At 34.6% G+C, this 24,026-nt stretch carries 26 protein-coding genes and 1 pseudogene; 25 read left to right on the forward strand and 2 right to left on the reverse strand.

Annotated features, from left to right (window positions below):
• The first annotated feature begins 70 nt into the window (after window positions 1–70).
• The 5 genes and pseudogenes from AC1Q51_RS21840 (at window position 71) to AC1Q51_RS21860 (ending at window position 6,565) form a co-directional block, all read left to right on the forward strand.
• Window positions 71–439 carry a response regulator gene (locus AC1Q51_RS21840; protein ID WP_000940568.1) on the forward strand — a complete coding sequence of 123 codons (369 nt, stop codon included), beginning with the start codon at window positions 71–73 and terminating at the stop codon, window positions 437–439.
• Window positions 440–568: 129 nt separating this feature from the next.
• Window positions 569–2,586, forward strand: a pseudogene (locus tag AC1Q51_RS21845) (chemotaxis protein CheW).
• Window positions 2,587–2,759: 173 nt separating this feature from the next.
• Window positions 2,760–4,397 carry a flagellar motor switch protein gene (locus AC1Q51_RS21850; protein WP_001115016.1) on the forward strand — a complete coding sequence of 546 codons (1,638 nt, stop codon included), beginning with the start codon at window positions 2,760–2,762 and terminating at the stop codon, window positions 4,395–4,397.
• Between the two features lie 29 nt (window positions 4,398–4,426).
• Window positions 4,427–5,821 carry a hypothetical protein gene (locus tag AC1Q51_RS21855; RefSeq protein ID WP_000800063.1) on the forward strand — a complete coding sequence of 465 codons (1,395 nt, stop codon included), beginning with the start codon at window positions 4,427–4,429 and terminating at the stop codon, window positions 5,819–5,821.
• A gap of 27 nt (window positions 5,822–5,848) precedes the next feature.
• Entirely contained in the window at window positions 5,849–6,565 is a 717-nt protein-coding gene (locus AC1Q51_RS21860; protein WP_000403955.1) for a hypothetical protein, read from the forward strand.
• 31 nt (window positions 6,566–6,596) lie between these two features.
• Here the strand turns inward: AC1Q51_RS21860 and cheR are convergent, their stop codons facing one another.
• Both cheR and AC1Q51_RS21870 read right to left on the reverse strand, forming a co-directional pair.
• Window positions 6,597–7,379, reverse strand: coding sequence for a protein-glutamate O-methyltransferase CheR (gene cheR, locus AC1Q51_RS21865; RefSeq protein ID WP_000582875.1), 783 nt, complete (start codon window positions 7,377–7,379; stop codon window positions 6,597–6,599).
• A gap of 39 nt (window positions 7,380–7,418) precedes the next feature.
• Window positions 7,419–7,916 (reverse strand): flagellar motor switch protein FliG, encoded by a 498-nt coding sequence (locus AC1Q51_RS21870; protein ID WP_001020110.1) that lies wholly within the window; start codon window positions 7,914–7,916, stop codon window positions 7,419–7,421.
• 143 nt (window positions 7,917–8,059) lie between these two features.
• On the opposite strand from AC1Q51_RS21870, the gene AC1Q51_RS21875 reads away from it, so the two are divergent.
• From AC1Q51_RS21875 to AC1Q51_RS21970, 20 genes are all read left to right on the forward strand, one after another.
• The gene (locus AC1Q51_RS21875; protein WP_000946323.1) at window positions 8,060–8,524 is read left to right on the forward strand and encodes a YaaR family protein; all 465 of its coding nucleotides are present in this window, start codon (window positions 8,060–8,062) and stop codon (window positions 8,522–8,524) included.
• A gap of 15 nt (window positions 8,525–8,539) precedes the next feature.
• Window positions 8,540–8,992: a hypothetical protein gene (locus tag AC1Q51_RS21880; RefSeq protein ID WP_000275878.1), complete on the forward strand. Its 453-nt coding sequence runs from the start codon at window positions 8,540–8,542 to the stop codon at window positions 8,990–8,992.
• A gap of 17 nt (window positions 8,993–9,009) precedes the next feature.
• The gene (flgK, locus tag AC1Q51_RS21885; protein WP_001239709.1) at window positions 9,010–10,308 is read left to right on the forward strand and encodes a flagellar hook-associated protein FlgK; all 1,299 of its coding nucleotides are present in this window, start codon (window positions 9,010–9,012) and stop codon (window positions 10,306–10,308) included.
• A 41-nt stretch (window positions 10,309–10,349) separates the two neighbouring features.
• Window positions 10,350–11,213: a flagellar hook-associated protein 3 gene (locus AC1Q51_RS21890; RefSeq protein WP_001266403.1), complete on the forward strand. Its 864-nt coding sequence runs from the start codon at window positions 10,350–10,352 to the stop codon at window positions 11,211–11,213.
• 19 nt (window positions 11,214–11,232) lie between these two features.
• Window positions 11,233–12,612, forward strand: a complete 1,380-nt coding sequence (locus tag AC1Q51_RS21895; protein WP_000929290.1) for a flagellar hook-associated protein 2 — start codon at window positions 11,233–11,235, stop codon at window positions 12,610–12,612.
• 22 nt (window positions 12,613–12,634) lie between these two features.
• The gene (locus tag AC1Q51_RS21900) at window positions 12,635–13,003 is read left to right on the forward strand and encodes a flagellar export chaperone FliS (RefSeq protein ID WP_001149516.1); all 369 of its coding nucleotides are present in this window, start codon (window positions 12,635–12,637) and stop codon (window positions 13,001–13,003) included.
• Window positions 12,993–13,265 (forward strand): hypothetical protein, encoded by a 273-nt coding sequence (locus AC1Q51_RS21905; protein WP_001058088.1) that lies wholly within the window; start codon window positions 12,993–12,995, stop codon window positions 13,263–13,265. The genes AC1Q51_RS21900 and AC1Q51_RS21905 overlap by 11 nt, the downstream gene beginning before the upstream one ends.
• Window positions 13,266–13,583: 318 nt before the next feature.
• Complete coding sequence (gene flgB / locus AC1Q51_RS21910; RefSeq protein ID WP_074789290.1) at window positions 13,584–14,042, forward strand: flagellar basal body rod protein FlgB; 459 nt, start codon at window positions 13,584–13,586, stop codon at window positions 14,040–14,042.
• A 21-nt stretch (window positions 14,043–14,063) separates the two neighbouring features.
• Complete coding sequence (flgC, locus tag AC1Q51_RS21915) at window positions 14,064–14,477, forward strand: flagellar basal body rod protein FlgC (protein WP_000484680.1); 414 nt, start codon at window positions 14,064–14,066, stop codon at window positions 14,475–14,477.
• Between the two features lie 16 nt (window positions 14,478–14,493).
• Window positions 14,494–14,793, forward strand: coding sequence for a flagellar hook-basal body complex protein FliE (gene fliE / locus AC1Q51_RS21920; RefSeq protein WP_000701684.1), 300 nt, complete (start codon window positions 14,494–14,496; stop codon window positions 14,791–14,793).
• Window positions 14,794–14,815: 22 nt separating this feature from the next.
• The gene (locus tag AC1Q51_RS21925) at window positions 14,816–16,390 is read left to right on the forward strand and encodes a flagellar M-ring protein FliF C-terminal domain-containing protein (protein ID WP_000413958.1); all 1,575 of its coding nucleotides are present in this window, start codon (window positions 14,816–14,818) and stop codon (window positions 16,388–16,390) included.
• A 13-nt stretch (window positions 16,391–16,403) separates the two neighbouring features.
• Window positions 16,404–17,408 (forward strand): flagellar motor switch protein FliG, encoded by a 1,005-nt coding sequence (fliG, locus tag AC1Q51_RS21930; protein ID WP_000883364.1) that lies wholly within the window; start codon window positions 16,404–16,406, stop codon window positions 17,406–17,408.
• Entirely contained in the window at window positions 17,395–18,084 is a 690-nt protein-coding gene (locus AC1Q51_RS21935; protein ID WP_016082179.1) for a FliH/SctL family protein, read from the forward strand. The genes fliG and AC1Q51_RS21935 overlap by 14 nt, the downstream gene beginning before the upstream one ends.
• Window positions 18,081–19,385: a flagellar protein export ATPase FliI gene (gene fliI, locus AC1Q51_RS21940; protein WP_000088687.1), complete on the forward strand. Its 1,305-nt coding sequence runs from the start codon at window positions 18,081–18,083 to the stop codon at window positions 19,383–19,385. Before AC1Q51_RS21935 ends, fliI begins: the two co-directional genes overlap by 4 nt.
• A 116-nt stretch (window positions 19,386–19,501) precedes the next feature.
• Window positions 19,502–19,912, forward strand: a complete 411-nt coding sequence (locus AC1Q51_RS21945) for a hypothetical protein (RefSeq protein ID WP_000360860.1) — start codon at window positions 19,502–19,504, stop codon at window positions 19,910–19,912.
• Between the two features lie 10 nt (window positions 19,913–19,922).
• Window positions 19,923–21,032 (forward strand): flagellar hook-length control protein FliK, encoded by a 1,110-nt coding sequence (locus tag AC1Q51_RS21950; RefSeq protein ID WP_016513059.1) that lies wholly within the window; start codon window positions 19,923–19,925, stop codon window positions 21,030–21,032.
• 3 nt (window positions 21,033–21,035) lie between these two features.
• The gene (locus AC1Q51_RS21955) at window positions 21,036–21,614 is read left to right on the forward strand and encodes a flagellar hook assembly protein FlgD (protein WP_001143462.1); all 579 of its coding nucleotides are present in this window, start codon (window positions 21,036–21,038) and stop codon (window positions 21,612–21,614) included.
• Between the two features lie 16 nt (window positions 21,615–21,630).
• Complete coding sequence (locus AC1Q51_RS21960; RefSeq protein WP_000588320.1) at window positions 21,631–22,854, forward strand: flagellar hook protein FlgE; 1,224 nt, start codon at window positions 21,631–21,633, stop codon at window positions 22,852–22,854.
• Between the two features lie 49 nt (window positions 22,855–22,903).
• Entirely contained in the window at window positions 22,904–23,239 is a 336-nt protein-coding gene (locus tag AC1Q51_RS21965; RefSeq protein WP_000198165.1) for a DUF3964 family protein, read from the forward strand.
• 214 nt (window positions 23,240–23,453) lie between these two features.
• Window positions 23,454–23,939 carry a hypothetical protein gene (locus AC1Q51_RS21970; protein WP_000068299.1) on the forward strand — a complete coding sequence of 162 codons (486 nt, stop codon included), beginning with the start codon at window positions 23,454–23,456 and terminating at the stop codon, window positions 23,937–23,939.
• Window positions 23,940–24,026: the final 87 nt, after the last annotated feature.

The raw sequence follows: 24,026 nt of genomic DNA on the forward strand, positions 1-24,026 counted from the left end.
TATAATGAGTGAGAATGATAAGGTGAAATATTAAGATATATTTATACATAGAAGGAGAGAATTAAAAAGAATGGCACATAAAATTTTAGTAGTAGACGATGCGATGTTTATGCGAACGATGATTAAAAACTTATTAAAAAGTAATGCTGAATTTGAAGTTATCGGCGAAGCAGAGAATGGGGTAGAAGCAATTCAAAAGTATAAAGAACTTCAACCTGATATTGTAACATTAGATATTACTATGCCAGAAATGGACGGGCTTGAAGCATTAAAAGAAATTATTAAAATTGATTCAAGTGCAAAGGTTGTTATTTGTTCTGCAATGGGACAACAAGGTATGGTATTAGATGCAATTAAGGGCGGGGCAAAAGACTTTATTGTAAAGCCATTCCAAGCGGATCGTGTAATTGAAGCTTTAACAAAAGTAGCAAATAGTTAATATAGAAGGGGTGCCACAAGGAATCAAAACAGTGATAGCGGATCGACGTGTGGCCCCCTTTTTTCTCATTGTAAAACACTAAATTGTTATACATAAATGAAATGTTTGTTAGACAGGTAGGGGATAAAAATGCAAACAGATCTATTAAATATATTTTTCGAAGAGTCAGAAGAACATTTACAGTCGCTAAATGAAAATGTGCTAGTGTTAGAGCAAAATCCTGCTGATATGGATGTTGTAGGAGAAATATTCCGCTCCGCTCATACATTCAAAGGTATGTCTGCGAGTATGGAATTTACAGAGATGGCTGATTTAACGCATAAGATGGAAAATGTGTTAGATGAAATTCGTCATGGAAATATAGTTGTAAATGCGGATATTATTGATGTGATTTTTGAGTGCATTGATAATTTGGAGAAGATGGTTGCAGATGTGCAACAAGGTGGAATGGGCAATATTGATGTAGTCTCAACTAAACAGAAATTAGAAGCATTATTGAACGGTAATGTAGAAACTTCTACGGAACATATAGAGCAAAATCATATAGACAACGATGATGCAGTTTCGCATGAAGTGCATATAACAGTTGAACAGCAAGCAATTTTAAAAGCAGTACGTGCCATTATGTGTATTGAAGCATTGCAGAATGTAGGGAATATACAAAAAACAGCTCCGAGTATTGAAGAAATTGAAGCAGATGCTTTCGGATTTGAATTTACGGTATTTATGGATACTGATTGTAGTATAGAAGAATTGAAACAAGTAGTACTTCATGTTTCTGAAATTGAGAAAGTGGAAGTAAAGCAAGGAGAACCTATATCGAGGGAAGTAGCTTCTAAAAAAGTTGTTACACAAGAAGTTGTGCAAGTAGAAGAAATGCTACAACCAGCTGTGGCTACGCAGGTAGAATCACCGATAGTGGCAACGAATCAACCTACAAGTGCTATGCCAGCTAAAAGTACTACAAAAACGAAAAATGCTAAAGTGGAGAATCGTTCAATTCGTGTTCAATTAGAGAAAATCGAAAGATTAATGAATATGTTTGAAGAAAGTGTAATTGAACGTGGGCGCATTGATGAATTGGCTGAAACGATTCAAAACAAGGAGTTAATTGAACATTTAAATCGATTAGGCGATATTTCAAAAGATATTCAAAACGTACTATTAAATATGCGTATGGTGCCGATTGAAACTGTGTTCAATCGTTTCCCACGTATGGTACGTATGTTAGCGAAAGATTTAGGGAAAAAATCGATTTACAAATTACAGGTGAAGATACTGAAGTAGATAAAATTGTTATTGATGAAATCGGTGATCCGCTCGTTCATTTAATTCGAAATGCAATCGATCATGGTGTTGAAACTGTTGAAAAACGACGTGATGCAGGTAAAAATGAGACAGGTACTATTAAATTAGAAGCCTTTCATAGTGGAAATCATGTCGTTATTCAAATTACGGATGATGGAAACGGTATTAATAAAGGGAAAGTATTAGAAAAAGCGATTAAAAATGGCGTTGTAACTGAAGCAGATGCAAATAGATTAACAGATCGTGAAGTGTTTGATCTTATTTTCCAACCAGGATTTAGTACAGCTGAAGTTGTATCAGATCTTTCTGGACGCGGTGTCGGATTAGATGTTGTAAAACATACGATTCATAGTTTAGGTGGACATTTAATCATTGATTCTGAGGAAGGAAAGGGAAGTACATTTAGAATTGAACTTCCGTTAACGTTGTCTATTATTCAATCTATGCTTGTTCAAACGAATGATAAGCGCTATGCTTTACCTCTTGGAAATATCGTTGAAGCAATTCGAATTAAGAGAGAAGACATCCAATCCTTACAAGGAAAAGATGTGTTAAATTATCGTAATCAAATTATTGAAGTGAAACATTTAAGTACTGTATTTGGTGAAAAAACAGTAGATGAGGCGTTTGCGTCATATGATGGTCAAATGGTTCCTGTGTTAATTGTTCGTAATACACATCGCAGCTATGGACTTATTGTAAACACAATTATCGGTCAAAGAGAAATAGTCTTAAAGTCATTAGGTGACTTCTTTGCAGAGAGTTCTAACTATTTCTCTGGTGCGACGATTCTCGGTGATGGACGAGTGGTCCTCATTTTAAACCCAGAAGGTTTATAATAGGAATGAAGGAAAGCTCCCCACTTGTATACAATTGGGGAGCTTTTTGGCTAATCGTTACCAATCTAATAATGGGAATACATACATATTAACGTTTTATATAATAAGTTTGCTAAAATCAAATGAGAGTTTATATTATTTGATAGAAAAACAGAAATGAGGAGGCAGGGAAAATGCCTGAGCAACACACAAAAGGGGATACGAGCACGATTGTGCTAGAAAAAGAAAATGAGCATTTAACGCCTCAAGAATGCGATATTCTTGGCGAAATTGCAAATATATCATTTGGTTCAGCTTCGACTGTATTATCAACGATTTTAAATAGGCAAGTAAGCATTACTGCTCCTCGCATAGAGTTGGTAGATTTATATGATTCAAGAGATGTCGAAGTTCCACATGTTGTATTAAACATTCATTTTACAAAAGGATTAGATATGGAAAACCTTCTTGTTCTTAAACAAGATGTTGCATTGTCCATTGCTGATTTAATGATGATGGGAACAGGTGAAGTGGAGGATGGAAAAGAACTTGGTGAATTAGAACTAAGTGCTGTACAAGAAGCGATGAATCAAATGATGGGATTCGCAGCTACATCTATGTCGGAATTCTTCCAAGATACAGTAGATATGTCTCCGCCGACGATTAATGTTGTAAAGTTATCAGAAGAAATGGAGAAAATCTCTGAAATCGATGGGAATCATACGATTGTTAAAGTGTCGTTTGATTTAAAGATAGATAATCTTGTAAACTCTAAACTTGTACAAATTGTTTCAGTTGAGCATGCGAAACAAATGGTAAATAAATTAATGCAATTATCTGGTGGAGTAGAAGAAAAAGACGAGCCAGCAGAAGTAGTGGAAACTGAGATTGTAGAAGAAGTTGAAAAAGAGCATTTAACACAAGAAGAGAAAGATGTGCTTGGTGAAATTGCAAATATTTCAATTGGTTCCGCTTCAACAGTATTGTCAACGCTTTTAAATCAGCCAGTTACAATTAGTACACCAAATGTGGAAGCAATCAATGTTCGTCATTATGATGGAGTACCAGTGCCATTTGTTATTTTAAATGTTGACTTTGTTGAAGGGCTAAAGAATGAGAATGTATTCGTATTTACGAAAGATGTCGCCTTAACAATGGTAGATTTAATGATGATGGGAACAGGGGAAGTTGATCCGGAAAAAGAGCTTACTGAATTAGAACTGAGCGGTATTAAAGAAATTATGAACCAAATGATGGGTCACGCTGCTACGGCGATGTCAGAAATGTTCCAAGAAAAAATGGACATGACGCCGCCAAATGTTAAATTTGTAACGTTAAAAGAAGAAATGGAGTATTTGGGAGAATCAATGGAAGTGGACGAACTCGTTCAAATTACGTTCAATCTTGAAATTGGTGATCTGCTTCAATCTAAAATGTATCAAATTTTGCCAATTTCTGAAGCGAAAGAAATGGTAAGGCGACTTCTGTATCCAATGGTGGAAGAAGAAGAGATTGCCACAGAAGAAATTGAAGAAGAAAAAATTGTAGAACCAGTTGTGCAACCTATTGAATTTAAAGAAGTAAAACAAATGGAACCAGTATATATGGACACGTCCATTCTACAAAATGTAGAAATGAACGTGAAATTTGTATTTGGAAGTACAGTGAAAACGATTCAAGATATATTAAGTTTACAAGAAAATGAAGCAGTTGTACTAGATGAGGATATTGATGAACCAATTCGTATTTATGTAAATGATGTATTAGTGGCGTATGGTGAACTTGTAAATGTAGATGGATTTTTCGGAGTAAAAGTGACGAAATCACTATAAGGCATTGAAATAGGAGTTTGAACTAGTAGATGAAAAACGTAAAGTTTTTTCTAATGAGTTGGCTATGCATACATGTGTGCTTGTTCTTCCCCTTGCAAAGTCAGGCTGAGGAACAAATTGAGCCAGATCAAAAAATAAATGAAGTGAATGTACAAGAAGAAAATAAGGAATCTCAAGAACCGCCAGAGCAAGTGGAAACGAAACAAGATGAAGAGAAACCAAAAGAAACAGAACAACAAGAAGTAGCAAATAAACAATTGAGTGAAAAAAAGATAGAAACGGAACAGGGAATTATTACAGTAAATAAGCCGGAGCTTAAAGTTGGCGAAGAAGTGCGGATTGCTGTAGAACCAAATGGGAAAAACATTCAAAGTATGAAAGGTATATTGCAGTTACAAAAAAATGGCGAGCAATATGCGCAAGAAAGAATGTTATCTTTTGAGTATGATGAAGAAACGAAGAGCTGGGTTGCTAACTATAAAGCAGGGGATTTTGATTTGCAAGGTGATTGGAATCTTCAGCTCGTTCAAAGTTACAAAGAGAATGAGAAAGAAGAGCTCATAAAAAATGAAGTGAAAGTCCCGCTCATTCGTATTAAAAATGAAACGCCAACTATAGATAAAGAATTGCCAAAGTTACAGAAAGTTACTATTGATGAAGTAAAAGAGAACTTAGTTGAACGAAAACAGGGAGATTCTATACATATACGAGTAAAAGCGTCAGATATAGAATCGGTTGTAAAAGAAGTGCGCGTTACATTAAAAGGGAAAGAAAATAAAGAGCTTTCCTTTTTATTAGACTACAACAAGCATGATATGGATTGGCAAAAAGTATTTGAAATAACAGAAGCATTGCCGGCTGGGCCATATGAATTACTTGTAGAGATAATAGATGCAGCAGGTAATAAACTTGTTGAGGAAAGTGAATATACCATTTCTGTTTTGGCGCCCAAAAACGAAGATGATAAAAAGATAGAAGAGAAAGAAGAAAAATTAGATAATAAACTAGAAAATGAATTAGAAGATAAGAAAGAAAATGAATTAGAAGATAAGAAAGAAAATGAGAAGCAAGAAGATTCGAAAGTTAAAAACCCGCTTCCAGAAGAAAATTTGCCAGTTGTTCAAATTCCGAAGCAGGATGAGATAGTAAATAAGTTTATAAAAGAACCGTTGAAAGAGAAAGAGGAATTTACTTACGTTATAAAAGAGCCGTTCGAAGACAACAAGGAAGTACATAAGGCGAAGGACCGAAAAGAGAAAAATAACAAACAAGTTGCCTCTAAAAAGAAAGAACAAAAAGAAGAACCGAAAGACAAGAAAGAAGAAAAAGGTGAACAGGGAGTGCAAGCTTCTGATGTGTTTACCATCATGTCAGGTTTATTCGTACTGTTTTTAGTTTTAAAGAGTAATAAAGAATGGGGCTAATTATTTCATAGTAGTGGAGGCGCTTAAATGGAGATTAAACGTACGACAATCGAAGATAAGGCGTTACAACCATTAAAACAGCCTGTAGCTATTTCGGAGCATGAAATCCAGAAAGAACGAAAGCGTAGCAATTTAGTGTTTACTGGACAGTCTAAAATTATTTCGAAAAATAATGAAATAGGTATTTTACTTGCAAGTTTAAGTGATGGAAAGATTATGAAGGAAATTCTTTCTAAAGAGATGGATACAGTGTTACAACTTTTTAAAAAGTTACATACGTTATCTGGAGAAGGTAAGCAAACAGAAAAAATATTTGAACAAGTAATTAGAAGCCTACAAGGGCTTGTTAAGCAGGCGCATATAAAAGAACTTCCTTTGTTAGATGGAACATATGATTTCGCTGAAGTACAACTATCATTTGGTAGAAAAGTACATATTCCGTTACTAGATGTGAGTGCACTTATCTCTAGAGTGGAAGGTGATTCTTCAGAAGGAAATATAAATTTGATGGTAACGGTTATTACTGCTTATATAACGAAACTGTCTAACGAAACAATTTTAATTAGCGTTACAGACCGCATTGCTAAAGATCGGGATGTAAGTGTATGGAGAGCGCTTGCGGAAATGAACATGACACAATTGTCGCAGGCGTTGAAACATACGGTGCAAGAACATAAATGGTCTATGACGTTTCTTTTTCTCTTTATATGGATTGTCGGTATTATTTTAATTCGAGTTATGTAAAAAGGTCGTCACTCCATTGTGACGACCTTTTTTATATTTTTTCGTAGAAGAATGTATCAAATCGCTGAAGATTGTAACGTTCGGGTGTTAAAATTTGTTCCGTACTACCAACAAATAGTACACCGCCTTTTCGTAAAGAACGACTAAATTTTTCATAAAGTTTTACTCTTGCTTCTTCTGTAAAATAAATCATTACGTTACGACAAATAATCAAATCATAATTTGTATCGAACGACTGCATTAAAAGGTCGTGCTGTTTGAACGTAACGTTTTGTTTAATGTTTTGATGCAATGAATATATATCATTCTCTTTTGTGAAATGACGTTCTTTCAAATCATTAGGTAATTCCTTCAGAGAACGTTCTGTATATTGACCGCGTTTTGCGGTTTCTAAAATATGAAAATCAAGATCTGTTGCTTGAATTTCAAAACGAAATGGAGCTAGATGCTTTGATAAAATTAAAGAGAGTGTGTACGGTTCTTCACCAGCAGCGCAAGCGGCACTCCATACCTTTAATTTTCCGCTATTTTGTTCGAGTAATTTTGGTAGTGCTTTCGACTCTAAAGTTTGCCAGCGTTCTTTATTTCTAAAAAACTCTGAAACGTTAATTGTAATATAGTCAATAAAATTTAAAAATAAATTTTGATCAGCGCGTAATTTGTTTAAAAAATTAGTGTAGTTTTCGAAGCCTTTTCTCGAAATGAAAGCATCGATTCTACGGCGCATTCTATCTTGTTTATAAGAAGCGATATCCATATTGAATTGTTGTTTAAAACTCGCGATAAAATGATCATAATCTTGTTCAATTATCATATTTACAATGGGCACAATAATGATATTGTGCCTCCCCCTTTACATCATACGAATTTTTTGTTCAAAGCTTTTTTTCATTTGCTTTTCATGTAATCCTGGTAAATCATAAATGACAGCATCAATACCTGCTTCTTTTGCAACATCGACAGGGATGACAGATGTATGTTTGTCCCCATTATAAAAACAGAGAACTAAATCAGTGTCTTCAATAATTTGTTTAACAAAAAACATATAATCTGATCGGTAAATGGAGTCAGAAGGATGATCAAAAGCAACATATTCGGCTCCGTGTTTTTTTAAGTAATCAACGACTTCTTGAAATTCATCTGTTATTGCTTGCAATGGTTGCAGCGTGTAAAGGCATAAATTTTGAGCGAGTCTTTCATTCTCAACGAAAAAACGAAGAACCTCATTTTCAATAGATTTATAACATAATATGTAAATTTTATGTTTGTGAGCATAGTCAGTTAAAAATTTTTTAATTTCTTCTTGATCTAATGCTGTTAATTGATTTGAACCACAAAGGAAAATATTCATAGAATTGTGCCACCTCATGCTAAATTGTAACATATCTTTTATAAAAAATAACTGCAAAATATTACTGTTCAGAGTATAATTATAAATAACTGGATTTTACGATTAAGTTTAGGAAGAAATAAAAAAATAAATAGGTGATATATATGCTACGTTCTATCTCGCATAATCCAATTTTATCGCATATACCGCCTGCTACTCAAATGCCGAAAGAAGCAAATGTCAGGACAGGACTTGCATTTTCGGATAATTTGCATGCAGATCCGAAAAAAGATAAATTACTAGAACAAATGGAAGCGTTTGTGGATAATATTGGAGAAATTAAAGAGAAAATTGAAATGGAATTAACGCTTGATAATGTAATGGAATACAAAAATACAGTAAAATCATTTTTGAATTTTTACGTTGATAATGTATTGCAGTATAAAGATGTCATGTCTCGTCACCCGCGTTACGGATATTCACAGAAAATGACGATTGTGAAACAGGCAGAAATGGGATTGAATGAATTAGAAGATGTGATGAATTTAATTAATACGAAAACAGGACATTTAGAAATGTTAAATCAAATTGGAGAAATCCATGGTTTAATTGTGAATTTAGTCTTGTAAAAGGAAGGAAGCTATATGTACATACAATTATATGAAAAACTCGTTATTATTCAAAAAGCGTATGAAAATATTCAAGCGCTTGGAGAGCAAATATATGAGAATTTAAAAAATAAAAATGTAAATGCAGTTCAAAAGTTGCAAGTAGAGCAATTGCAGTACATTGATGGTTTAAAAGGGTTATCAAGCTCATTTGAAGAAATGGTTGTTCAGTTCTGTAAAGAACAAGGAGTTGAATCGTTTCGTGTAAGTGCGTTATTTTCGTATTTTTCTCAAGAAGAAATTGAAAAAATGGAAGAATTACAAAAAAACGTAACTGAATTAGAAGAGAATGTAAAAATGATTCTTTTGAAAAATCAATATTACTTAAACGTACTATTAAAAACTACAGAAAGTATTGTGGATTCTGTTTCTGAATATAACTTAGAGCGAAACAATAATTCGCAAATCTTTATGAACGAACTATTGTAAAGGAGAAGTGAAGCTTTATGAGATTATCTGATTATAATACACCGCTATCGGGTATGTTAGCGGCTCAAATGGGGTTACAAACAACGAAACAAAACTTGTCTAACATTCATACACCGGGGTATGTGCGTCAAATGGTGAATTACGGATCTGTTGGAGCAAGTAATGGTCATACGCCAGAACAGAGAATTGGTTACGGTGTACAAACGCTAGGTGTTGACCGTATTACTGATGAGGTAAAAACGAAGCAGTTTAATGATCAATTATCTCAGCTCTCTTACTATAACTACATGAATTCGACTTTATCACGTGTAGAGTCTATGGTTGGAACGACAGGAAAGAATTCATTATCTAGTTTAATGGACGGTTTCTTTAATGCCTTTCGTGAAGTAGCAAAAAATCCAGAGCAACCAAACTACTACGATACATTAATTTCTGAAACTGGGAAGTTCACAAGTCAAGTGAATCGTCTTGCGAAAAACTTAGATACAGTGGAAGCACAGACAGCAGAAGATATTGAAGCGCATGTTAATGAATTTAATCGTCTTGCTGCTAGTTTAGCAGAAGCGAATCATAAAATTGGACAAGCGGGTACACAAGTGCCGAATCAACTTTTAGACGAACGAGATCGCATCGTTACAGAGATGTCTAAGTATGCAAACATCGAAGTATCTTATGAATCTATGAATCCTAATATCGCGAGTGTTAGAATGAATGGTATTTTAACAGTAAATGGACAAGATACATATCCACTTCAATTAAATAAAGAGAAAGACCCAATGTCAGTTGAGATTTACGGTTCAGAAATCTCCGTAAATAGCGGGGCGATAAAATCAGCGATTGATACGAAAGCGAAGATAGTTGATTATAAAAAAAATCTTGAAGACTTAATGAGTTCGATGAAAAATCAAGTGAATACAGTGATGGGAAAAGATTTCTTCGTTGGAGATCATGCGAAAGATATGAAGTTAAATCCAGAATTCCAAAAAGATATTTCGAAAATGAAAATATCTGCTGAAACAGCAAATAAACTAGCAGCAGTTACAGAAGACGATTATAAAGAAGGTCTTTCTTATAAACAAGCATTAGATCAATTTATAGTTCGTGTTGCATCTGATAAAAGTGCAGTAAATGGTTATCAAAAAATTCATGGCGACTTACTAGAAGGTATTCAACAAGAAAAAATGAGCGTTGAAGGTGTAAATATGGAAGAGGAAATGGTAAATTTAATGGCCTTCCAAAAATATTTTGTCGCAAACTCTAAAGCTATTACTACGATGAATGAAGTGTTTGATAGTCTATTTTCGATTATTCGATAAGTGATAATAATTGATTGGAAATATATAAGGAGGAGATAGAAATGAGAGTATCTACATTTCAAAATGCAAACTGGGCAAAGAATCAGTTAATGGATTTGAATGTGCAACAACAATACCATAGAAACCAAGTAACTTCAGGGAAGAAAAACCTTCTTATGAGTGAAGATCCACTTGCAGCGAGTAAATCATTTGCGATTCAACATTCATTGGCGAATATTGAACAAATGCAAAAAGATTTAGCTGACTCAAAAAATGTATTAACACAAACTGAAAATACTTTACAAGGTATTTTTAAATCTTTAACGAGAGCAGATCAATTAACGGTACAGGCATTAAATGAGCCAAATGGTGAAAAAGAATTGAAAGCCATCGGTGCAGAGATTGATCAAATTTTAAAACAAGTTGTATATTTAGCGAATACGAAAGAGCAAGGCCGTTATATTTTCGGTGGTGATAGTGCAGAAAAGTCACCATTTACAGAAGATGGTACGTACCAGGGCGGAAAAAATGATGTGAACTGGCAACTAAATGATGGTTATGAATTAAAGGCATTTCGTAACGGAGAAGCATTATTATCACCGGTTATAAAAACGTTAAAACAGATGAGCGAAGCGATGCAAAAAGGTGACCAAAAAGCGTTACAACCGTTATTAGGAGAAAATAAGAAAAACTTAGATGGCATCATTAACCGTACAACTGAAGTTGGTTCAACAATGAACACAATGGAGACGTTTAAAACAATTTTAAGTGAGCAAAATTTAGCGCTTCAAGAAAACCGTAAAGAAATTGAGGATGTTGATTTAGCGGTCGCAATTTCTGACTTGGCATATATAAATGCAACGTATGAAGCGACGCTTAAAGCGGTTAGTACGATGAGTAAAACGAGTATTTTAGACTACATGTAATCTATAAGGAGTGAGAAAAATGGCAGGAACAACGATGACAGGTATTGGTGGTAGACAACAAATTTGGAACCTCGGAAATAATATGATCGATACTTCTAACTTCGTCGAATTAGAAATGAATGCTTTAGATATGAGAAAAACACCATATACGAAAGAAAAGAATGACCTTACAAATGATAAACTACTATATACAAGTTTAAAATCAGAATTTAGTTCTTTTACACAAACTTTTAAAAACTTAGCGGCTTTTAAAGGAAATGAGAAAAAAGTAACGACAACACAAGACGGTTATATTAATGTAAAAGCTGATGGTGGTGCGATTGCAGGAACTTTTAATATGACGATTACACAGCTTGCACAGCGTCATCAAATAGCTTCAAATGACATTAAAGATATAAATGCGAAGCTTCCTAAAGATGAAACATTAAAACTAGGTGGTAAAGAACTAAAAGTAACAACTGATATGACATATAAAGATTTAATTAATAAGATTAATGATGGAGATTATGGCGTATCAGCTTATACACTTGGAAATAAAATTTTCATGACCTCGAAAAAAGAAGGAACAGATGGAGTAATTAAGTTTGAGGGGAACACATCTACACTATTTCAAGATATTGGTTTAGCTAATGCGGATGGCGTAGCGCTTAATACAATCAATGAAGCGCAAAATGCTATGTATACTATTAATGGTATCAAAGGGGAAGGTTCTACTAATACAATTGAAGCTCTTCCTGGTGTGAAAATTGAATTGTTAAAGGTAACTGAGCCGAAAGTAGAAGGAGCGCCAGATGCTGGTACAACAGATCCAAAAGCAAAAGGTATAGATCTAAAATTTACAGTAAGTGATTCAAACGTAACAGATGCATCGAATGTTATTAAAAAAATGGTAGCTGATTATAATAAAGCTGTTTCTACAGTAGATATCTTTGCCGGAAAAGGTGGAGCTTTCCAAGGTCAAGCTATTATGCAAAGTGTACGTCAGGCAATGAACAATGTCGTAACATTTTCTCAAGATGGTAATTATTTATTCACATTCGGTATTCAATTAAAGCAAGATGGAACGATGGAAGTTAATGATGAAAAATTAACACAAGCATTAAAAGAAAAACCCGATGCAGCGAAGCAATTTTTCTTTAGTTCTAACGGTTTAGGAAAAATGATGGAAGAACCACTTGATAAACTATTCGGTGATAAAGGTGTAGTCGGCGAGAGAGTTAAAAATATTGACTCACGTGTAAGTGATTTAGATAAAAAGATTAAAGATATTGAGACGCAAAACTTGCAAAAGCAAGATGAAATTGTGAAGAAGTATCAAAAGCTAGAGAGTACATTAGCAGCGCTTGATAGCCAATTAAAAACAATTAAAGCAATGACAAAACAAAAAAGTGATGATTAATGAAAGTTGAGGAAGTGATCGTATGCAAGCATGGCAACGTTATATGCAAAATGATATTATGACGAGTAATCCGATTAAAAATACAATTTTTATTTATGAAAGATGTATTGTAGAGTTTCGTAATTTAGAAGAACTTTTACATACTTTTAAACTACAAGAAGGGGACGCACTTCTTGAAAAATTAGAACGTATTTTTGAAGAACTAAAGCTTCAATTAAATCCTGAAATTACGAAAGATTTATATGATAGTCTCTATGGTTTATATGATTGGATCAGCATTCAAATTCAAACGATGAAAGTAACGCGTGAAGCGAAAGATATTGATGCAATTGTGAAAGTGTTACAAGATTTAATAGACGGTTACCGCGGAGCACTTGAAAATGAACAATGATATTTATCGGACGTTTGTCAGCTGTTTTAATGAAATCGGTGAATTGCAAGTGTCAGACAGAGAGTTTGCTGAGAAGAGTGAGATGTTAAATCGCTGGATGATGACATTGGATGAAGAAACGCGTGCGCAAGTTGCGGCAGAAGTAAGCCCGTTCATTATTAAGGCCGCTCAGCATATTCGGGATAAGCAAAAGATTTTGGAAGAAATGATTATGACAAATGATGGGCGAATGAAGGCTAATTCATTTTACGGTAAATATTAATAATAACGTCTGGAAGCAGATCCCCCTTTTAAAAGGGGATCTATTCCTTCGTTTACATAAAGAAATCCGCTGATTGAGGTTTCATTTTATGACTGTGATGAAAAAATAATAGTAATCTAAATAATAGAAAAATGGACTTTAGTTTGTAGTTTATATATTGAAATGTTCTATAGATTACTATGTGTATACAGTTTTTTTGCATTCTTTTTTATATTTTTGTATTTTTCTAAAGACAATAATGAAAAAATGGAATAAAATATGTAAGGGTACATAATAGTAAATATTTTAATAAACGCATATAAGAAAATAAATAATGAAGTGAAACTTCTATCAGTGGATCATTACGTTAGAAAAGGAAGGGTGTGGAATATGCCAGATTTAGTGAGTGATGTAAGCCATTATATGAATTATTTAGTGACGAAACGAAATACTGTTTCTAGTAATATTGCAAATGCGAATACACCTGGCTATAAAGCACAAGATGTAACATTTGCTGAGCAGATGAATAAAAGTAGTGCATTATATAAAAACAATGCGGCTGATTTAAAGAGCAATCCAGATTTATATCAAACGAATGAAATGCACTTGCCGACAGTAAATACGAAAAATACATATGCAAAGATTCAAACAAAATCAATGCAAACGAATAAAGACGGAAATAGTGTGGATGTAACGACAGAAATGCTAGATTTAATGAAAACAAATCAGTTATACGGTATTTCAGTTAATGCAATTAATACACAATATGCAATTAACCAAGCGGCACGCGGACGTTAAAAGTAGAAGGAGAGACAACGGATGTTTCAGGCAATTAATGCAAGTGGCTCAGGGCTAACGACAGCGAGAAAGTGGATGGAAGTTACTTCTAACAATATTGTAAATGCAAATACGACGGCGGCTCCGGGGGCAGATTTATATGAGCGTCGTAGTGTGGTGCTAGAATCAAACAATAGTTTTGCAAGTATGCTAGATGGGGCTCCTACTAACGGAGTGAAGATAAAAAGTATTGAAGCAGACAAAACGGAAAATTTAGTGTATGATCCGACGCATCCGCACGCAAATGAAGAAGGATATGTACGTTATCCAAATATTGATGTAACTGCTGAAATGACGAATGTTATGGTTGCTCAAAAAATGTATGAAGCAAATACGAGTGTATTAAATGCAAATAAAAAAATGCTTGATAAAGATTTAGAAATCGGCCGAGGATAAGGGGGAAGATAGTAATATGAAAATCCAACCAATGTTAAATACACAACCATTTGGAGCAATTCAGTCAATTGGTGCATCGAAAACTTCTCAAACATCTGTAGTTGAGGGGAAAAAGTTTATTGATTTATTGGAAGATATGAATCAAACGCAAAACAATGCGCAAACAGCAGTATATGATTTACTAACTAAAGGGGTAGGAGAAACACATGACGTTTTAATTCAGCAAAAGAAAGCTGAGTCTCAAATGAAAACGGCTGCTCTCGTACGTGATAATCTTATTGAAAATTATAAGTCACTAATTAATATGCAAATTTAGGAAAGTGGACGGGTGTGTTTAAATGGAAAAGATGAAAAATGTTATCCAATCGTTAAAAACGTGGCATAAGTTAGTAATTGGTGCTGCGCTTTTAGCGATTGTAACAGGGGCACTTTTATACTTCACCTTGCCAGATAAATATGTTGTTGTATATCAAAATTTAAATGATACAGATAAACAAGAGATTACAGCAGAATTATCGAAGTTAGGTGTCGATTATCAATTAGCGGCCGATGGTTCGATTCGTGTGCAAAAGAATGATGCTCCATGGGTTCGAAAAGAAATGAATGGGATGGGCTTACCGTTTAATTCTAAAAGCGGTGAGGAAATTTTATTAGAAAGCTCGCTCGGTTCAAGTGAGCAAGATAAAAAAATGAAGCAAATTGTCGGTACGAAGAAGCAATTGGAGCAAGATATTGTAAGAAACTTTGCGACAGTTGAAACGGCAAATGTTCAAATTACATTGCCTGAAAAAGAGACAATTTTTGATGAAGAAAAAGCAAAAGGAACAGCGGCGATTACGGTTGGAGTGAAGCGTGGCCAATTGTTAACAGCTGATCAAGTTGCAGGTATACAGCAAATGATTAGTGCAGCAGTTCCTGGCGTGAAGGCAGAAGAAGTAAGCGTTATTGATAGTAAAAAAGGTGTTATCTCAAAAGGGACAGATGAAGCACATTCTAGTAGTTCTTCTTCTTATGAGAAAGAAGTAGAGATGCAGCATCAACTTGAAGGTAAATTAAAGCAAGATATTGATGCAACGTTAATGACGATGTTTAAACCGAATGAATATAAAGTGAATACGAAAGTATCTGTAAACTACGATGAAGTTACACGTCAGTCAGAAAAGTATGGTGATAAAGGTGTACTTCGTAGTAAACAAGAGCAAGAGGAAAGCTCTACTGCGCAAGAAGGGGCAGATACGAAGCAAGGTGCTGGTATTACAGCGAACGGTGAAGTGCCAAACTACGGTACGAACAATAATCAAAATGGTAAAGTTGTCTATGATAATAAAAATGGTAACAAAATCGAAAACTATGAAATAGATAAAACAGTTGAAACAATTAAGAAACACCCAGAATTAACGAAAACAAATGTTGTTGTATGGGTAGATAATGATACGTTAGTAAAACGTAGAATGGATATGACAACTTTTAAAGAAGCAATCGGAACAGCGGCAGGACTTCAAGCTGATCCGAACGGTAACTTTATAAATGGTCAAGTTAACGTTGTAACTGTTCAGTTCGATCAGCCGAAAGCCGAAAAAGAGAAAGAGCCAGAAAAAAGTGGTATGAACTGGTGGTTATTCGGTGGAATTACAGCTGGCTTATTAGCAATCGGTGGTCTAGTATGGTTCTTATTAGCAAGACGTAAGAGAAAGAAAGAAGAAGAGGAATATGAAGAATACTTAGCAGAAGACGAAATTGCTGCAAGTAATGAAAGTATCTTGGAAATTCCTGAAGAAAAAATAGTGCCAGAGCCAAAACCTGAACCAGAAGAACCGAAAGAACCAACGTTAGATGAACAAGTGCAGGATGCTACGAAAGAACATGTAGAAGGAACTGCAAAAGTAATTAAAAAATGGTTAAACGGACAGTAAGGGAGGAACAACGATGTTAGATGAAATCTCCTCCAAAGAAAAAGCTGCCATCCTTATTCGTACATTAGAAGAAGGGGTGGCAGCAAAAGTCATTGAATATATGACAGCTGAGGAAAAAGAAGTATTACTTCGTGAAATCGCAAAGTTTCGTGTATACAAACCAGAAACGTTAGAAAATGTACTAGGAGAGTTCTTATATGAATTAAATGTAAAAGAATTGAACTTAGTCACTCCAGATAAAGAATACATTCGTCGCATATTTAAAAACATGCCAGAAGACGAACTGGAAAAATTATTGGAAGATCTTTGGTATAACAAAGATAATCCATTTGAATTCTTAAATTCACTTACAGATTTAGAACCACTTCTTACAGTGCTTAATGATGAGTCACCACAAACAATTGCAATTATCGCTTCTTATATTAAACCGCAACTTGCGTCTCAATTAATTGAGAGATTGCCAGATCATAAACGAGTAGAGACGGTAATGGGTATTGCGAAGTTAGAACAAGTTGATGGTGAATTAATTAATCAAATTGGTGAGTTGTTAAAATCGAAATTAAATAATATGGCATTCAGTGCAATTAATAAAACTGATGGCTTGAAAACAATCGTAAACATTTTAAATAATGTTTCACGTGGTGTTGAAAAAACAGTCTTTCAAAAGCTGGATGAAGTCGATTATGAGTTATCTGAGAAAATTAAAGAAAATATGTTTGTCTTTGAAGACTTACTTGGTCTTGAAGATCTTGCGCTTCGCCGTGTATTAGAAGAAATTACAGATAACGGTGTTCTTGCGAAAGCACTTAAAATTGCAAAAGAAGAAATTAAAGAGAAATTATTTACATGTATGTCTTCAAACCGTAAAGAGATGATTCTAGAAGAATTAGATGGCTTAGGACCGCTTAAGATGACGGATGCTGAAAAAGCGCAGCAAACGATCACTGGTACAGTGAAAAAGCTGGAAAAAGAAGGAAGAATTATCGTTCAAAGAGGTGAAGAGGATGTCCTTATTTAAAAACAGAATTCCGAAGAATTCTGTTTCTTTTTCTGAAGAAACGTATGAATTACAATTTCCAAAACCAGCTTCAGTTCAAATAGAAGAGGAAGAATTACAAGCTGATCATGCAGAACTTCGCGCCCAGCAAGAATCGTTACATATGGAAATGAATCAGCTAAGGCAAGAGAAGCAAATGCTAGAACGAGAGCGGCAGCAGTTATTACAAGATAAAGAACAATTTCAAATGCATATTCATGAACAAATGGAACAGATGGAAGCAGCGCGTGTGCAGTTTCAAAAAGAACAACAAGAAACAGCATATGAATGGACAGAGTTATTATGGGATCAATCTTTTCATCTAGCAGAAAAAATCGTGAATCAAGCGGTAGATTCACGATCGCTTGATGTGTTACCTATTTTAACTGGCATCGTGCAAACATTGCCAACTTCGTTTGAAAAATTAATCATTACAGTACATCCAGAAACGTTTGAACGTATTCAAGAAGAGAAGGAAAATACGAAAGAATATTGGTTACTACAATTAGTAGAATGGAAATATGATTTCTCCCTGCAGTTTGGTGAATTTGTTCTGGAAGAAGAGAAAGAGTTCTTTGAATTTAAATTTGCACCTATATTTGCGAAACTTCGTCAGAAATGGGAAGAAGAGAAGCTATTTGAGGAGCAAAATGTATGAGCCGTCTGTTAATGAATGAGAACGAAAAATGGAATAAGTTCATTGAAACACCACTGTATACGAAAGTAGGCAAAGTTCATAGTGTACAAGAACAGTTTTTCGTAGCAAAAGGGCCGAAAGCGAAGATTGGAGATGTTTGCTTCGTTGGAGAACATAACGTCTTATGTGAAGTGATTGCTATTGAAAAAGAAAATAATATGCTACTTCCATTTGAACAGACAGAAAAAGTATGTTATGGAGATTCAGTGACATTAGTTTCAGAAGATGTTGTTGTACCACGTGGTAATCACTTGCTCGGAAAAGTGTTAAGTGCAAATGGTGAAGTGTTAAATGAGGAAGCTGAAAACATTCCATTACAGAAAATTAAACTAGATGCACCGCCTATACATGCATTTGAACGTGAAGAGATTACCGATGTATTTGAAACAGGAATAAAATCAATTGATTCTATGCTAACAATTGGTATCGGTCAAAAGATTGGTATTTTTGCTGGGTCAGGTGTTGGTAAATCTACTTTACTTGGAATGATAGCAAAAAATGCAAAAGCTGATATAAACGTTATTAGTTTAGTAGGAGAACGTGGCCGGGAAGTAAAAGACTTTATTCGAAAAGAGTTAGGCGAGGAAGGTATGCAAAAAAGCGTCGTTGTTGTAGCGACGTCAGATGAAAGTCATCTTATGCAACTTCGTGCAGCGAAACTCGCAACGTCTATTGCTGAATACTTCCGTGATCAAGGCAATAATGTATTACTTATGATGGACTCTGTTACTCGTTTTGCCGATGCACGAAGAAGTGTTGATATTGCTGTTAAAGAGTTACCGATTGGTGGTAAAACACTGTTAATGGAAAGTTATATGAAGAAGTTGTTAGAGCGGTCTGGGAAAACACAAAAGGGATCTATAACAGGTATTTATACGGTGCTTGTTGATGGGGATGATTTAAATGGTCCTGTACCAGATTTAGCACGTGGTATTTTAGATGGACATATTGTATTAAAGCGTGAGCTTGCAACGCTTAGTCATTATCCTGCAATTTCAGTATTAGATTCAGTAAGTAGGATTATGGAAGAAATCGTGTCGCCACATCATTGGCAACTTGCAAATGAAATGAGGAAAATTTTATCAATTTATAAAGAAAATGAATTGTATTTTAAGTTAGGAACGATTCAAGAAAATGAAGAAAATGCTTATATTTTTGAATGTAAAAATAAAGTAGAAGGTATAAATACATTTTTAAAGCAAGGTCGATCGGATAGTTTCCAATTTGATGATATCGTTGAAGCGATACACCATATAGTATAAGGCCTCTGCCCAAGAGGTCTTATTTTTTTGTTTTTTAATATTTCACAGATTTTTTTGGAAAAAAACTATATAATAGAAAAAGAGAACGTTATAATAGGAAGGGGCTATGAAAACAGGTGGATAAACAGCAGTACGACACAATAAAATTGCAAATAAATCAAGAAAAAGAACATATTTTAAAAGAAGTGTATGAATTAACAGCTGAAAAAAGAAAAATAGAACAAAAAAAAGAATATGATTTATATGTTGTGAAATCGCGTAGTAAAGTCGTACAAACTGGGCAACGTATTATGGCTGGCATGCTTTCTTCACATACGTTTTCACCTGAAAGAATAGAAGAATGGAATCGAAAAATTAAAAAAACGGAAGGTTTTATTCAAAAAAATGAAAGCCTTTTAGAGCAAGTAAAAGAAAAAGAACGTGTCATTGATGAGATGTATCAAGAAAATTGCAAAAAGCTTGCGAAAGCACAAGAAAAGCTGGAAGAAAAAATGCTTCTGGATTTGAAAATGTGTATGAATGGATGAGGTGAATGTAGTGATACAGTCTGTATTACCGGTGCAACAAAGTTTACCTCCGCAAAAAGAAAAAGGGCTAGAAGTACAATCAAAAAATGAAGATTCTTCATTCGATCGTACGATGAGAATGGAAAATAAAAAACAGCCGCAAACGGAGAAAACGAAACGAGAAGAAGCACCAACAGAAGAGAAAAAAGATTATATTCTTTCTAAAAAATCGGTAACGAAAGAAGAGCCTATTGTAAAGAAAGAAGAAAAAAAAGAGACAGAACAGTTGTTATTAGCTGTATCTGAGCAAATGGTTGCAATTGAGCAATTACATGTGCAGCCGGAATTGTTATATCAATACATACAAAAAATACAAGAGCTATATAAAGAATATGGCAATATTAAACTTAATGAATTACCTGCAGCTGAATTACAACAATTACAAGAACTTCTTTCAAATATGAATATCAAAAATGCTATATGTTTAGAAGATACAATGCAAATGGTATTAGACAAAATGAAGATGCCAGAGCAAACGATGCAAGCATTGAAAGTTGTAGAAACAGAAACTTGTAATATTGCAAAGAAACAAGAAGAGTCTAAAGAGGTAGATCTTCCGAAACTTGAGAGCGATGATGCAAAGGTAGAGTTGCCAGAGGTTGATGCATTAAATGATTCGAGCTTTGCAGGTGCAGAGTTATTAAATAAAACGACGAGTACCGAACAAGTAGGGAAATCAAATAGTGGTGCTGAGAAAGTTTCATTACCTGACTTAGGAAAGAAAATGGAAGCACAAGTAGAAGCGCTGCAAAAATTTGTAGTGAAACAAGAACGTGTTTTATTTCAGTTAAATCCAGAAAAACTTGGTACATTAACAGTGTTTATGAAAAAACACGGAGATCAAATTGATGTTCACGTAGAAATGGAAAAACACGATGCGAAAAAACGTGTTGAAATCATTTTTGATGAATTGAAATTAAAGTTAAAAGAAAAAGAAATCAATATTCAAATTAGCTATTCAGATAAAGATGAAAATCGTAAAGAACAGCGAGAACAAGAGCAAAGGCAAAAACAGAAATTAGCAAATACAAATCATGAAAAACAACAATCAACAGAATTTGCGGGATTATTGGAGGAATAAAGCGTGCCAACAGTTGGATTAAATACAACGAGTACAAATCATATTCCGTTACAAGCAGGAGCGCAAAAAAGTAATGTACCTGTTAATGGTGTACAATCGCCAGTGCAACAAAGTAATGGAGTTTCGGCAGGAGCGCAAAAGACTCCTGGGGTAATGGGGAAAGATGATTTCCTAAAATTGTTTTTATCAAGTTTCCAACATCAAGATCCATTTAATGCGATGGATATGAATCAAATGATGAATCAGACAGCGCAGTTATCTCTTATGGAACAAGTACAGAATATGACGAAAGCAGTAGATAAGCTGCAATCAACGATGTATTCAACAGCACTTGATGGTGGAATGAAGTTTTTAGGTAAATACGTAAGAGGTGTTGACGGTGACGGAAACAAAGTAACCGGTCAAGTAGAAACGGTTCGCCTTGCGGAAAATAACGATGTACAGCTCGTTATTAATAATAAGGTTGTATCTCTTCGTTTCGTTGAGAGAGTGTCTGATAAACCGATTGGGGAAACGAACCCAGAAGACGCAAAGAAAGACGATCAAAAAGTAACTGAAGAAGTAAAAACTACAAATTCATAAGGAGTGTCCATACGTTATGATTAAAGCGTTATATACAAGTATTACAGGGATGAATGCAACACAAAATGCATTAAGTGTAACTTCAAATAATATTGCCAATGCACAAACAGTAGGTTATAAAAAACAAAAAGCAATGTTTGATGATTTACTATATAACAATTCGATTGGTGCAAAAGGTGACGGTAAATACGCAGGAACAAATCCGAAAAGTATTGGTAATGGTGTGAAAATGAGTGGTACAGTTACGGATTATAGTGATGGTACAATTACGTTAACAGGTGGCAAAACACAAGCCGCAATGGAAGGTAATGGTTTCTTCGTTGTAGGTGATTCAAAAGGCGGAAATATGGAATTTACTCGTAAAGGTACGTTTGGGATATCTTCAGATTACTATATTACGAATACTGAAGGTCAATATGTATTTGCATACCCTGCGAATGAGGCAACTGGTGAAGTTGATTTATCTGGAATTCCAGGACCGTTGCAAATTCCAATGGGAACAGCAATTGGTGGTATTCGAACATCGAAAGGGACAATTAAAGGTAATATTCCAACTGGTGAAAAACAAATTACACAAGATTTACCTGTATATGATAATGCGGGGAATACATGGACAATGCGTGTCGAGTTTAAACAAACGAGCGAACATAATTATACATATAAAGTACAAATGCGTAATGACTCGAAAAAAGAAACAGAGTTTAAGGATGTTCCAGGTGCAGGTGGTAATATGACATTTGATGCTGTTGGAAATCCAAATCCGAAAGAGCAAGGGGCCAATATTCCATTTGATGGCGGCTCTATAAAATTAGACTTAAGTCATTTAACAAACCATCCAACAGATAAAACATTATCAGTAACAGACGTAGATGGTAGAGCAGCAGCGACGGTTAAAGATTGCTTCATTGCTGACGGTGGATATGTGATGGTAAAATATTCTGATGGAAGTATGAAATCTGCAGGTCAATTAGCTGTTGCGATGTTCCCGAACGAAGGCGGACTAATGAAAACAGGTAATGGTAACTATACAGCGACGAATACAACAGGTATTTTAGCTCTTGGTGCATCTGGTCAAAACGGTGCGGGTAAAGTACGTGGTGGTGCACAAGAAGGTGCAAACGTAGATTTATCTGTAGAGTTCGTTGACTTAATGTTATACCAACGCGGATTCCAAGGAAATGCGAAAGTAATTAAAGTTTCAGATGAAGTATTAAATGAAGTTGTAAACTTAATTCGATAATATATCGTAATGAAAAAATGTAATGGAGTAGAAAGGGTTTTTTATTCGTATGACAAGACAAGAGCGAATTTTACAATTGCCTTTTTTCGAAAATAAACGTGAACTTGCCGAGCAAGTATTAAAAATAGAACGAGAAGAGCATGTATATTTACCAGATCAATTTGAAATTAAGCAAGTGCCTCCGTATTCATTTGGCGAAAAACAAGCAATCATTGGCCGTATCCATGAGTTTTATTTCATAAGTGTTGGTAGCGATAGCGTTTGGAAGTATCAACTGTTTAAGGATGAGATGAAGTGTCGTGAGTTTTTTGTTATGTTGCCTGATATTACGGATCAGCAGATAGCGTTTTGGTTTAATAACATAGAGTTATTGAAAGGTTCTTAAAAGCACTTTTTAGGTTTTGAGAGAGGACCTGGCGATGTTTTGGAGCGGTTAGTGCCTAATAGAGTCCCGACCGATGTGTAAGACCAGAGATATGTAGCGTTACTAGAGTAGTATGGTAGTGTAAGAAGTGGTAATATAAAATAGTTTTAAGTTAATTTAAGGTAGTTGTAGTATACAATTAGACTGAATTTCTATAAAAGGAGAGGTGAGGAGGATGGCGCAAAATAAGTATCGCGTTACATTCATTTCGCCGAGTGAGGTTGAGCAGCGGACTGTAATGGCGGCGAATAGTTTGCCAGATTTAATTCGTAAAGTAGAGAGTATTATTGCAGATCCAAACGGTTATTTTGTGAATGATAAAAAAAATAATTGTTATTTTAAAGTGATTAAAGAAAATGTTACGTTTATTCAGTATGAGTTACTATTTTCGGATAAGGAAATTCATATTGAAAAATTAAAACATATAGCACCGGTGGTATTAAAACGATTATTCGAAGAAATAAATGACCCGGAATTATATGCACTTGCGCTACTTGATGTTGATATAGCAACGAAAGAATATGTGCTAGCAGAAATGAATTCTGAGCTGAGAATAAGAGTAGAGACCGAGCTTTCGAAAAAATGGGAAGCAATGCCGACGGAAGTTGTAGGAGCACAAGAAGTGTTATTAGAGGCACTTGCTTCGTTTATACAAGATTAATTGTTTTTTAATAAAATGAATCGATCGACTATCTATATTTTTTATATAGGTAGTTGACTTTTTCTCTTTTATAAAGCTTAATAATTA

Source organism: Bacillus sp. MT94, assembly GCF_058792475.1.